Annotated in this window: 9 protein-coding genes and 1 pseudogene; 4 read left to right on the top strand and 6 right to left on the bottom strand. The window is 73.0% G+C overall.

Annotation, left to right across the window (positions count from 1 at the left end):
* Together QM633_RS15250 and ettA are read left to right on the top strand one after the other, a co-directional pair.
* On the top strand, positions 1 to 1742 hold a 1742-nt coding region (locus QM633_RS15250), incomplete at its 5' end, for an FAD-binding and (Fe-S)-binding domain-containing protein (protein WP_415154619.1).
* A 39-nt stretch (positions 1743 to 1781) separates the two neighbouring features.
* The gene (gene ettA / locus QM633_RS15245) at positions 1782 to 3464 is read left to right on the top strand and encodes an energy-dependent translational throttle protein EttA (RefSeq protein ID WP_415154618.1); all 1683 of its coding nucleotides are present in this window, start codon (positions 1782 to 1784) and stop codon (positions 3462 to 3464) included.
* A gap of 246 nt (positions 3465 to 3710) precedes the next feature.
* On the opposite strand, the gene QM633_RS15240 is transcribed toward ettA, so the two are convergent.
* The 5 genes from QM633_RS15240 to QM633_RS15220 form a co-directional block, all read right to left on the bottom strand.
* Positions 3711 to 4163, bottom strand: a complete 453-nt coding sequence (locus tag QM633_RS15240) for a single-stranded DNA-binding protein (RefSeq protein WP_415154617.1) — start codon at positions 4161 to 4163, stop codon at positions 3711 to 3713.
* Positions 4164 to 4290: 127 nt separating this feature from the next.
* Positions 4291 to 5895 (bottom strand): GTPase, encoded by a 1605-nt coding sequence (locus tag QM633_RS15235; RefSeq protein ID WP_415154616.1) that lies wholly within the window; start codon positions 5893 to 5895, stop codon positions 4291 to 4293.
* Complete coding sequence (locus QM633_RS15230; RefSeq protein WP_415154615.1) at positions 5892 to 7628, bottom strand: ABC transporter; 1737 nt, start codon at positions 7626 to 7628, stop codon at positions 5892 to 5894. Before QM633_RS15230 ends, QM633_RS15235 begins: the two co-directional genes overlap by 4 nt.
* Before the next feature lie 9 nt (positions 7629 to 7637).
* Positions 7638 to 9053, bottom strand: a complete 1416-nt coding sequence (locus QM633_RS15225; protein WP_415154614.1) for a PrsW family intramembrane metalloprotease — start codon at positions 9051 to 9053, stop codon at positions 7638 to 7640.
* A gap of 35 nt (positions 9054 to 9088) precedes the next feature.
* Entirely contained in the window at positions 9089 to 9796 is a 708-nt protein-coding gene (locus QM633_RS15220; protein WP_415154613.1) for a M50 family metallopeptidase, read from the bottom strand.
* A 136-nt stretch (positions 9797 to 9932) separates the two neighbouring features.
* Between QM633_RS15220 and QM633_RS15215 the strand changes: the two genes are divergently transcribed.
* Entirely contained in the window at positions 9933 to 10607 is a 675-nt protein-coding gene (locus tag QM633_RS15215) for an esterase/lipase family protein (protein WP_415154612.1), read from the top strand.
* A 9-nt stretch (positions 10608 to 10616) separates the two neighbouring features.
* Here the strand turns inward: QM633_RS15215 and QM633_RS15210 are convergent, their stop codons facing one another.
* Positions 10617 to 11216, bottom strand: a complete 600-nt coding sequence (locus QM633_RS15210) for a malonic semialdehyde reductase (RefSeq protein ID WP_415154611.1) — start codon at positions 11214 to 11216, stop codon at positions 10617 to 10619.
* A 278-nt stretch (positions 11217 to 11494) separates the two neighbouring features.
* Here QM633_RS15210 and QM633_RS15205 point away from each other — a divergent pair.
* A pseudogene (locus tag QM633_RS15205) lies at positions 11495 to 12114 on the top strand (hypothetical protein); the annotation flags it as partial.

Raw genomic sequence — 12114 nt, 5'->3', positions numbered from 1 at the left:
TCCGGGCCGACGGCGCCGGCCTCGCCGCGATCGGGCTGGCCAGACCCGCGCACGCCGGCTGGGAGGACGCGGCGGTGCCACCCGGCGTCCTCGGCGCCTACCTGCGCGACTTCGACGCGCTGCTCGCCGCCCACGGTCTGCACGGGCTCCCGTACGGGCACTTCGGCGAGGGCTGCGTGCACGTGCGGATCGACTTCGACCTGTCCTCGCCGGCCGGCGTCGCCGGGTACCGCCGGTTCGTCGAGGACGCCGCCGACCTGGCGGCCGGCTACGGCGGGTCGTGCTCCGGCGAGCACGGCGACGGCCGCGCCCGTTCCGAACTCCTGGGCAGGATGTACTCGCCGCAGGCGCTGGCGCTGTTCGCCGCAGTCAAGCACATCTTCGATCCGGACAACCTGCTGAACCCGGGCGTCCTGGTCGACCCTCGCCCGCTGGACGTCGACCTGCGACTGCCCGCCTCCGCAGGCTCGACGCTCCCGCGGTTGGACGCGCGCTTCGCCGCCGGGGTGCACCGCTGCACCGGTGTCGGGCGGTGCCTGGCCGACACCGGCGGCGTGATGTGCCCGTCCTACCGGGCCACCGGTCGCGAGCAGGACTCGACGCGTGGCCGGGCCCGGGTCCTGCAGGAGATGGTGGACGGACGCCTCGTGCGGGGCGGCTGGCGCGCGGAGGAGGTGCACCAGGCCCTCGACCTGTGTCTGGCCTGCAAGGCCTGCGCGAGCGAGTGCCCGACCGGTACCGACGTGGCGGCCATGAAGTCACGCGTGCTGGCGGAGGCGTACCACGGCCGGCCGCGGCCACGCAGCCACTACGCGCTCGGCTGGCTGCCCACCTGGGGCCGGGTGATCACCGCCGTCCCCGGCCTGTCCGGCCTCGTGAACGGCGCGCTGGCGATGCCGGCCCTCGGCGCGGCCGCCCGCCGGCTCGCCGGTGTGGACGCCAGGCGGTCGCTGCCGGCCTTCTCCTCCCGCGCGGCTCGTCGCAGCGGGGTCGCCGCGCAGGATCAGCCGCAGGACCCGTCCTCGGCGCCGGTCGCCGTCTGGGTCGACTCCTTCACCGACACGCTGGACGCCGGTCGGCTCGGCGCGGTGCTCACCGTGCTGCGCTCGGCGGGCTTCGCCCCGCAGGTGGTTCGCCGCACGGCCTGCTGCGGGCTGCCGTGGATCACCACCGGCCAGCGCGGGCACGCTGCCCGGCTGCTGCGGAACGCGCTGGACGTGCTGCACCCCCTGGTCGCCGCCGGCACGCAGGTCGTCGGGTTGGAGCCGTCCTGCACGGCGGTGTGGCGGGACGACGCGGCCGCCCTGGTGGATGATCCCCGGGTGGCCGAGGTGGCGGCCGGGGTCAGGACGCTCGCCGAGGTTCTCGAGCGCGCCGGCTGGACGCCGCCCGACCTGTCCGGGCTGACCGTCGTCGCCCAGCCGCACTGTCACCACTCCTCCGTCCTCGGCTGGGACGCCGACGCCCGCCTCCTCGCGCGCACCGGCGCCCACCTGGTCACGGTCGCCGGCTGCTGCGGCCTCGCCGGCAACTTCGGCGTCGAGCGCGGCCACTACGAGACCTCGGTCGCGGTCGCGGAGAACCACCTCCTGCCTGCGGTGCGAGCCGCCGGCCCCGACGCCGTCCTGCTCGCCGACGGATTCTCCTGCCGGCTCCAGCTGCGCGATCTCGCCGGGCGCGGGTCGATGACCCTCGCGCAGCTGCTGACCAGCGATGGCAGGAGCGCGGGCCCGCTGGCGTAGACTGGGCCGCCGCTCCACACCTGCGCCAGGAAGATCGCCATGCCCGAATTCGTGTTCACGATGCACAACGTCCGCAAGAAGCTGGGCGAGAAGCTCGTTCTCGACAACGTCACGCTCTCCTTCTTCGAGGGCGCGAAGATCGGCGTCGTCGGCCCCAACGGCGCGGGCAAGTCGACGATGCTCAAGCTGATGGCCGGCCTGATCACGCCCGACAACGGCGACGCGATGCTCGCCAAGGGCAAGTCGGTCGGCATCCTGCTGCAGGAGCCGCCGCTGACCGAGGGAAGGACGGTGCTCGAGAACGTCCACGAGGCCGTGGCCGACACGAAGGCCAAGCTCGACCGGTTCAACGAGATCTCGATGGCGATGGCCGAACCGGACGCCGACTTCGACGCGCTGCTGGCGGAGATGGGCGAGCTGCAGACCGAGCTCGACCATCGCCAGGCCTGGGACCTCGACTCCCAGCTCGACCAGGCGATGGACGCCCTGCAGTGCCCGCCCGGCGACGCGATCGTCGACGTGCTGTCCGGCGGCGAGCGGCGCAGGGTGGCGCTGTGCAAGCTCCTGCTGCAGCAACCCGACCTGCTTCTGCTCGACGAGCCGACCAACCACCTGGACGCCGAGAGCGTCAGCTGGCTGGAGGGGCACCTCAAGACCTACCCCGGTGCCGTCCTCGCCGTCACCCACGACCGGTACTTCCTCGACAACGTCGCGGAGTGGATCTGCGAGATCGACCGCGGCCAGCTGCACCCCTACGAGGGCAACTACTCCACCTACCTGGAGACCAAGCGCTCCCGCCTGGCGATCGAGGGGAAGAAGGACGCCAAGCGCGCCAGGATCCTGGAGAAGGAACTGGAGTGGGTGCGCGCCAACCCGAAGGCCCGCCAGGCCAAGAACAAGGCCCGCCTGGCCCGCTACGAGGAGCTCGCGGCCGAGGCGGAGCGCAACCGCCAGGTCGACCTGGCCGAGATCAACATCCCGCCGGGCCCGCGACTGGGTTCGGACGTGCTCGAGGCGAACCGGCTCACCAAGGGCTTCGGCGACCGCGTCCTGATCGAGAACCTGAGCTTCACGCTGCCCCGTGCGGGCATCGTCGGCGTGATCGGGCCGAACGGCGTCGGCAAGACCACCCTGTTCAAGATGATCGTGGGCGAGGAGAAGCCCGACTCCGGCGAGCTGAAGGTCGGCGGCACCGTGAAGTTCTCCTACGTCGACCAGGATCGCTCCGGGATCGCCGCAGACAAGAACGTCTGGGAGGTCGTCTCCGACGGCCTCGACCACATCAAGGTGGCCAGCTTCGAGATGCCCTCGCGCGCCTACGTCGCGTCCTTCGGGTTCAAGGGCCCCGACCAGCAGAAGCTGGCCGGCGTCCTCTCGGGCGGCGAGCGGAACCGGCTCAACCTCGCGCTCACCCTGAAGATGGGCGGCAACGTCCTTCTGCTCGACGAGCCGACCAACGATCTGGACGTCGAGACCCTCCAGTCTCTGGAGGACGCCCTGCTCGAGTTCCCCGGCTGCGCCGTGGTGATCTCCCACGACCGCTGGTTCCTCGACCGGGTCGCCACCCACATCCTCGCCTGGGAGGGCACGGACGACGACGACGCGAGCTGGTTCTGGTACGAAGGCAACTTCGCCGACTACGAGGAGAACAAGGTCACCCGGCTCGGCGTCGAGGCCGCCCGTCCGCACCGGACCGCCCACCGCAGGCTCACCCGCGGCTGAGCCGGGCCCGCCCCGGTGGGCACTCGCTGATCAACCCCTCCGGCGGCCGATCGAGCTTGTCGAAGCCCTTGCACCGGCCCGTCGTCGACGCCCTGGACAGGTTCGACCACCGACGATCAAGCGCCGCCTGCCGCACGCCCCGGATCGCGACAGAACTCGTCCCTGAGATGCCGGCTGGGAGCAACCACCGAGCTTGTCGTTGTGGCGGCGCTCGACGGACCTCGGGAATGCCCGACGGCTCCCGCCTCACGCCGCGCTGGTCACGCCCTCCTCATCGGGTTCGTCCTCCCCGATGTCGGCGACCAGCTCGGTCACGCTCACCTCGTTGTCCTCCCCGGCCGCCGGTCGCGCCGACCTCCGGAAGACCGAAGTGCCGCGGGACAGGTCGTGACCGACCGACTGCGCCTGGAGCTTGATCCGCTCACGCTGGACGCCCTGGTCGTCGGTCCAGCGGTCGGTGCGCAGCCGGCCGACCACGATCACCGGATCGCCCTTGCCGAGGCTGGACTTCACGTTCTGCGCCAGGGCCCGGTTGCAGGCGACCTGCAGCCAGGTCGTCCTGTCGTCACCCCACTCGCCGTTGCGCCACAGCCTCGGTGTGCAGGCCAGCCGGAACGTGGCGACCACGCCCCCGTCGGAGAACTCCCGCACCACGACCTCGCTGCCGACGTTGCCGGTGATCCAGACTTCTGCGTCCATCGACGGACTCCTTTCCTCTCGTCCTCGCCGGTCATCTTCGGCAGCGGGGACGCGGACCGCTCAGCGAGCTGCGCGAGCTGTGGAAAACCCGTGCCCTGTGGACAACCGGAGTCCGTCGTTCAATGAACTACGACCGTGTTGCTTCCGCGACCCGTTCACGGGCGAGGCGGTACCGCGCCAGTTCGGCGTCGACAGGCTCGAACACCTCCTCCGCGACGACCGTGCGCACGGACTCCTCCAGGCGTCGCCGGGCGTGGGCGGCGTGGGCGTTGGCGCCGACCTCGACCAGTGCGCGGCCCAGCACACCCAGCAGCAGGCCGGCGAGGACGCCTCCGACCAGCAGCCACGTCCCGGCCGGGATGCCGTACCACCGCACGCTCGGCAGTGGGGGCGCCCCGAGTCCGAGGAGCAACGGGTTCGCAAGCAGCCACCCCGCACCCGCCAGCACGGCGGCGATCAGCAGCCACTGGAGCAGGCCGAACAGGCGCCACCACCAGGTGCCCTTCCGGACCTCGAGTTCGGTGCCCGCGATCGCCACGTCGAGACGGTCCAGCAGCACGGACCTGCGGCCATCCGCCGCATCCCGCACCGAGGTCGCCCACCCGCGAGGCAGGCCGGCGCTCGCCCGGTCGGCCAGTTCGCGCAGCCCCTGGTCGGCCCGGGCCCGCTGGACGGCAGACGCCTTCGGCAGGGACGTGCGGTTGACGTCGGTCGGGCTGTGGTCGCCCGGGGTGAGGTCGAGCCGCAGCCTCTTCAACGGGTCGGGACGCAGCCGCTGCAGCCAGGTCACGAACGGCCAGCCGGTAGCCGCCGTGCCGCGCTTGCGCCACGCTCTCCGCACGCCGTCCACCACGACCGGGACGCCTGCAGCGGCGCCGAGGGCGCCCACGACCTGTCGCTGCAGCCGCTCGTCCAGATCCGGCACGGCCGCCGTGCCGAGGTCGGCAGCGAGTGCCCCCGCCGCGACCGTCACGTCCGCCGACAACCGACGCGTCATCGCCTGCTTGTTCGCGACAGTCCTGGCGAGCGCCTCGCGCAGCTCCGGGATCCCGCTGCCGTGCAGCGCGGACACCGCCATGATCGGAGTGGCTCCCAGGCCCTCCGCGTCGAGCAGTCGGCGCAGGTCGCTCAGGCACGTGTCGAGCGCCTCGGGGGCGAGCCGGTCCGCCTGGTTCAGCACCACCATCATCACCTCGGCGTAGGGCGCGAGCCGTCGCAGGTAGCCCTCGTGCAGCGCGGCGTCGGCGTACTTCTGGGGGTCCACCACCCAGATCAGGGCGTCGACCAGCTGGACGATCCGGTCGACGGCCAGTCGGTGCGACACCTCGGTCGAGTCGTGGTCCGGCAGGTCGAGCAGGACCAGGTCGGACAGCTCGTGCGGGCCGGAGGGGACGAGGTGCCTGCCGGTGACGTCCAACCAGTCCAGCAGTTCGTGGGGCAGCTCGGTGCCCCAGCTGACCGCCATCGGCTTCGCCGTGGTGGGACGCCGCACCGCCACCCGCGCCAGCTCGGTTCCGGTGACGGCGTTGAACAGGCTCGACTTCCCGGAGCCCGTGGCGCCGGCCAGGGCCACCACGGTCCAGCCGCCGCTGAAGGCCACCCGCTCCCCTGCCCGCTCGACCACCGCGCGGGCGTCGGTCACGACCTTCGCGTCGCTTCGCCCGTCGGCCGCCTGCACGGCTGCGGCGAGCGCGCGGACCCGGCCGGCCAGCGAGGTGTCGGCGGCGCTCACTCGGTCTCCCGGGGCTCGGGCGCGGGCGGGGGCAGGTCCTCGAGCCGCGCTTCGGCGACCTCCTGCGCTGCCGCCAGCACCGCACCAGCCTGCTCCGGGCGCACGTCGACCGCGTCGAGGGCGTCGAGGTAGCGACTGAGTTCGACGGCCATCAACGCCTCCACGCGGGCGTCCAGGTCGGCCTTGGCGCGCTTGGCGAGGCGGCGGACCGCGTCCTCACCGAAGACCGCCTCCAGCACCCGCTGGGCGAGGACGGCCGTGCCGCCGGCCACCCCGATCTCCGCCCCGACCAGGCCGCCCGTCTGGCTGAAGACGAGGATCATCAGGGCGACCCCGACCCCGTTGACGCCGAGCGCCCAGAACCGGGCCGCTGACTTCTTGGCTGCGCCCTCCCCGGCCACGAGCTCGAGAACATCGCCCTGCCACTCGCGGATGGTCCTCGACACCGCCGACGGGTAGTCGGCCGACGCGCGGGAGAGGGCCTGGGTGCCGGCGGAGGCGAGGACCTGCCGTCCCGCGGGATGGGCCTGCCAGGCCGACTCGACCCTTCGGGCCGCGGCCTCACCCTCCTCGCGGATCAGGACCTCCATGCCCGAGGTCACCGCCAGCTTGACGTCCTCAGCCTGCTGCGGCTCGCCCTTCACGAAGGCGACCAGCCGATCGCGCAGCCACCCGATCCTCTGCTCGACCGCACGGAAGAACTCGCCGGTGCCGACGAAGTCCTGCCACCGGGCCAGCACCTCCCCGCGCAGCAGCGTCCCGTCGGCGCTCTGGACGGCGACCGACCGGACGGCCTCGGCGAAGGAGGACTCCGCGTCCGCCCGCAGCGTCTCGAGACCCAGCACCTGATCGGTGACGGCCCCGGCCACCACCGGAGCGCCGGCGGCGATCGACCCGATCGCGCCGGCCAGCGTCTGCATGACCACCTCGTTGCGGCTGACCGCATCGGCGGCCAGGCTGCCGAGCCAGTCCCGGATCGGGGCGACGGCCGCGTCGGGCAGCAGGCCGTCCGCGTCCATCTCGGTCTCGGGGACGGCGAACAGCGGCGAGCGGCCCAGGCCACGCTGGCCCATCATCTGGCCCAGGTGGACCGGGACCTCGTCCATCGCCGCCGGGGGGACGCGGTCGAGCACCACGGCGACGACGGCGTGCCGGTCCGCGGCCGCGCGCAGGTAGTCCCACGGGACGGCGTCGGCGTAGCGGGCCGCGGTCGTCACGAACAGCCACAGGTCGGCGGCGCCGAGCAGTTGGGCGGCCAGGGCGCGGTTCTCCGCGACCACCGAGTCGACATCGGGTGCGTCGAGGACGGCCAGCCCGCGCGGCAGCGTCGGCTCCGGGACCAGGTGCAGCGTCCTGGCGTCGTTGCTGGGCCCGCTGCCACGGGCCAGACCGGGCAGGATCGCGTCCGAACCGAACCAGGCCGCGTCCTCGGGGTGATGGACGAGCACCGGCGACCGGGTCGTCGGACGGATCACACCGGGGGCGGTGACCACCCGGCCCAGCAGCGAGTTCACCAGCGTCGACTTCCCCGCCCCGGTCGACCCGCCGATCACGGCGAGCAGGGGCGCGTCGAGCCTCGCGAGCCGGGGCAGCACGTAGTCGTCGAGTTGGGCGACGTCGGCCCTGGCGCGGGCGAGGGCCGCGTCCGAGCCGGGCAGCTGGAGCGGGAGACGCACGCCGGCGAGGGCGTCGCGCAGCCGAGTGAGGGACGCGGTCAGGATCTCTCCTCCCATGCGTCCCTCCTACCCCTTGGGCGGCCCCCAGGTCGGGTCGACGGCCGAGTAACCAGGTGATCCTATCGGCGGCTGACCCACCGGTGCTGGCCAGTTGCCGCCGATCCCCGCCGGGCCGGGGTAGGACGGCGGGACATAGGCGAGCGGCCGCTGCCTGCGCAGCCGCGGGAGGCTCAGCCTGAGGCCTCTGGGGTCGTCGATGGCCAGCCCGCGCAGGCCCTTGGCCTGTTCGACCAGCGCTCGGGCGCGGACGGTGGCCGCCTCGTCGTAGATGCCGCGCACCTGACCGTCCCGCAGATAGGCCAGCTCGGTGAGGATCCGCTGCAGGCGGACGGTCGCGAGCAGGACGTTCCAGCCGCGGGTGGCCGCGACCAGCACGGCCCACGACCGGGACCGCTGCCGGGCGAAGACGAGCGGATCGCTCTCGGGAAGCCAGCCGAGCTGGGCGTAGTCGCCCAGCCGGGCGGCGAGCACGCGTCCCTGCTTCAGCACCTGCCGCACCACGTAGAGGACGAGGGTGAGCAGCAGCGGGAGTGCGACCAGCACGTACAGGACCCGCTGGCCCTCCTCGCTGTTCAGGCTGACCTGGGAGTTGAAGACCATGTGCAGCAGCGCCGCCGCGCCGTACCCGGCGACGGGCGCGAGCACCCTGACCACCTTGCTCCGGGTGCGCAGCGCGACGGCGACCCCGATGCCGGTCATCATCGTGAACATCGGGTGGCCGAAGCAGGTCCAGAAGCCCCGCAGCCAGACCAGCTGGCTGACGGCGGCGCTGGCGTCCCCGACGCCGATGTTCTCCGACGCGTACACGATGGCGCGCGCGTAGTAGATGATGTTCTCGGTGAAGGCGAAGCCTGCCGCGGACAGTCCGGCGAGGACCACCACCGAGACCTGCGAGGTGAGCCGGTAGCGCGCGACGATCGCGATCAGGAACAGCACCGACGCCTTGGCCGCCTCCTCGACGAACGGGGCCACGAAGATCGCGGCGCGAGCGCTGGTCGTGGGGTCGCCGTTGCCCGCGACCGCCAACTGCTGGGCCGCCCACGTGTTCGCGTTGATGGCCAGGAAGGTGGCGATCGCGATCCCCCAGCCCAGCGCGAGGTACCAGACCACCAGGCGTTGCGGACGGTACCGGTCCGCCCACACGAACACGACCGTCCAGAAGGCGAGCGTCGGGAGGGCCATCCAGAAACCGGTCCGGATCGCGGAGGGGTTGATCCCCTCCACCACGCCACCGGTGACCGGGGTGTCGGCGGTCAGCATCCGGTACTGCGCGACCAGGGCGACGACGAACAAGATGGTCAGCGCCACCACCGCCCACGTCCACCGGGAGCTGAGGATCCGCCGGGGCAGCGGCACCGAGGTGTCGACCGGCAACGGGAGGTCGTTGCGCCGCCGCGCGAGGTCGGCCACCGGGTCGGTCATGGCGACCAGAGTACAAGCGGATCCTGAGCCACCGGTCAGGAAGGACCCGGCCACGCCCCGGGCAGCAGCCAGGTCGCACCGAGCCCGAGCGCACCGAGCGTCAGGGCCAGCCAGAGCAGTGCCCACACCGCCCGGGGCACGCGGGTGAGGGCGGCGAGCTGCGCGGCGTCCGAGCCCGGCGAATGCCGCAGCAGCAGCTCGACCACCGGACGGGGCGCGGCGAGCAGCAGCATCCACGCGATGCCGTTCGCCAGCCAGCCCGCGACGGCCGGGCTCGCGTACCAGGACACGACACCGACCAGCACGCCGGTGGCGAGGACGACGGCGGCGCCGTAGAGGTTTCGCAGCTGCAGCAGCATCACGGCGAGCAGCAGCACGATCAGCCAGAGCACGCCGACCGCGTGACCGGCTCCGGCCAGCCAGGCCGCGCCCAGGCCGAGGACCGCGGCGGCCGGGTACCCCGCCAGCAGCGTCGCCACCATGCCGGGACCACGGGGGCGGCCCCGGCTCACGGTCAGGCCGGAGGTGTCGGAGTGGACGCGGATGCCGCTGAGCCGGCGTCCGGCGAGCACGGCGACCACCGCGTGGCCCGCCTCGTGGCAGACCGTCACCAGCAGCCGGACCAGTGGCCATGCCACCAGGACGGCGGCCAGCGCGACGGCGCCGATGGTCGCCGAGGCCCGCAGGCCGGGCGCCGGGTGCGCGGCGAGGGCCCTGCGCAGGAGCTCGCTGAGTACCTCCACGGTGACGTTCCTACCCGACGGCGGCGGCTCGGGCCACTCGACCGGCTGTGCGGGACGTGTGGATGCAGGCGGCGCGCGGCGCGGCGGGATCACCTCACGCGGTCGACGGGCCGCGTCGGCAGGGCAGGATGGAGGGGTGCGGGCGATCTGGTGGGTGCAGGACTATCTGTGGGCAGCCCTGCTGTGGGTGGCCGGGATCGGCGCGCCGGCGACGCCGGAGCGCTACGCCACCGCCCCCGACGGCGCGGACGGCCGCCCGGTCGTCGTCGTCCCCGGCGTCTACGAGGACTGGCGCTTCCTGCGGCCGCTGATCGTGGGGCTGCACCGCGCCGGTCACGCGGTGCACGTCATCCCCGCGCTGGGGCGCAACCGGGCGCCGATCGCGACCGGTGCGCACGCGCTGCTGCGGCTGGTCGCCGAACGCGACCTGCGCGACGTCGTGGTCGTGGGGCACAGCAAGGGCGGGTTGGTCGGGAAGCTCGCCCTGATGGCGGACGACGGCCACCGGATCGGGTCGCTGGTCGCGGTCTGCACGCCGTTCCACGGCTCGCGCCGCTCGCACCTGCTGCCGTTGCGCAGCCTGCGCCCGCTGGTGCCCGGTCACCCGACGCTGGCCACGCTGGGTCGCCCCGGTGCGGTGAACGCACGGATCACCTCGATCGCGAGTCGCTTCGACGAGCACGTCCCCGAGGGCAGCGAGCTGGAAGGGGCGCGCAACGTGCGGCTCCGGCTGACCGGCCACTTCCGTCCGGTCGGCCACCCGGTCGGGATCGCCGCCGTGGTGGCTGCGGTCGATCACCCGGCCGGCTGATCGCACGGGTCAGGCGAGCGTGACCGCCTGGTCGAAGCCGAGCCGCGGATTCCGCGGGAAGGTGCCGTCCTGGGCGACGTGGCCGATGTTCACGACCATGAAGGTGCGCAGCGCGGTACCAGGGTGGAACTCCTCGTCGATCGCCGCCGTGTCCATGCCGCCCATGGGACCGGCGTCCAGCCCCGCGGCGCGGACGGCGAGGATGAGGCCGCCGGCCTGCAGCCAGGCGTTGTTCGTGGCCATCGCGCTGCGCTGCTCGGCGTTGGCGCCGAAGCGCTCTCGCGCGCCGGCCGCCTGCGGGCTGACCACGGGGAGGTGCTCGTGGAAGTCGGTGTCGGCGGCGAGGATCGCCACCACGGGCGCGGAGGCGGACTTCGCCCGGTTGCCCTCGGCGAGCAGCGGCAGGAGGCGCGCCTTGGCGGCCTCGGTGCGGACGAAGGTGATCCGCAGCGGCTGGCTGTTCAGGGCCGTCGGGGTGAACTTCGCGAGGTCGTAGATGCGGGCGAGGTCCTCGTCGGAGACGGGCTCGTCGGTGAACTGGTACGCGGTGTGCATATCGGTGAAGATGCTCTGGGCGGCGAGCGGCTCGAGCACGGTCTGCGTGGGCATGGAGGCTTCTCTCACAAGTAGTTGATAGCTGAACTATATCAACGATTCAACGTCCTCGAGCACGGCCGTCGCCGGCTTGACGGACCGCCCCCGCGGTTGATGGGATAGGGGTATCCCCGATGCCGCGGTCCAGCCCTGCTGACCGCCGGCGACGCATGTCCGCTGTCGCAGCGAGCCCGACACCCGCGGACGGGACAACCGCTCGTCGTACCGTCCCGTTGGAGTCTGTTGTGTTCCGGCCATCCCCGGCCCCGCTCGCCCGTCACCGTGCCCGCCACATGCTCCTCGCAGCGTTCTCGTTGAGCGGCGTGATCTCCTTCTCCTGGCTCGCCCGCGTCCCCGGCGTCCGCGACGACCTCCACCTCGGCGCCGCCGAACTGGGCGTCGTCCTCCTGGTCGGGTCGATCGGCGCGTTGGTGACCGTCTTCACCGCCCCCCTGGCCCTGGGCCGGGTGGGCAGCGCGAGGATGTTCGCCGCCGGCTCGGTGGTGATGACCGCTGGCTTCACGCTGATGGGGGTCGGGCCTGCGCTCGGTTCGCTGCCGGTTTTCGGGGCCGGGACCGTCCTGAACGGGATCGGCGGAGCGCTGCTGAACCTCCCGATGAACGTCGAGTCCGCGCGCATCGAGCAGGCGTTCGGACGCGCGGTCATCCCGCACTTCCATGCCGCGTTCTCCCTCGGCGCGGTCGGCGGCTCGGTGCTGGGCGCCGGTGCCGCCGCCCTCGGTGTCCCCGTGGTCGCACAGTTCGCCGTCGTCGGCGTCCTCGTCGGGGCGTTGCGGCTCGCCGCGCTGGGCGCTGGGCTGGTCATGCCCGGGGTGCCGCGCCCCACAGTGGGCCCCGCCTCACCGCAGGCCGCCCGGTCCCGCGGCCGGTCGGCCTGGACCGAGCCTCGCAC

The sequence above is a fragment of the Propionicimonas sp. genome (assembly GCF_047606205.1).
Classification (GTDB): domain Bacteria; phylum Actinomycetota; class Actinomycetes; order Propionibacteriales; family Propionibacteriaceae; genus Propionicimonas.
The sequence above is the reverse complement of the archived record's forward strand: the minus strand, read 5'-3'. Positions and strand labels throughout refer to the sequence as shown.

Excerpts from the sequence above, each read along its gene's own strand:
- ettA (WP_415154618.1), top strand. The coding sequence starts at position 1,782 with ATGCCCGAATTCGTGTTCACGATGCACAACGTCCGCAAGAAGCTGGGC.
- QM633_RS15240 (WP_415154617.1), bottom strand. The coding sequence starts at position 4,163 with ATGGACGCAGAAGTCTGGATCACCGGCAACGTCGGCAGCGAGGTCGTG.
- QM633_RS15230 (WP_415154615.1), bottom strand. The coding sequence starts at position 7,628 with ATGGGAGGAGAGATCCTGACCGCGTCCCTCACTCGGCTGCGCGACGCC.
- QM633_RS15225 (WP_415154614.1), bottom strand. The coding sequence starts at position 9,053 with ATGACCGACCCGGTGGCCGACCTCGCGCGGCGGCGCAACGACCTCCCG.
- QM633_RS15210 (WP_415154611.1), bottom strand. The coding sequence starts at position 11,216 with ATGCCCACGCAGACCGTGCTCGAGCCGCTCGCCGCCCAGAGCATCTTC.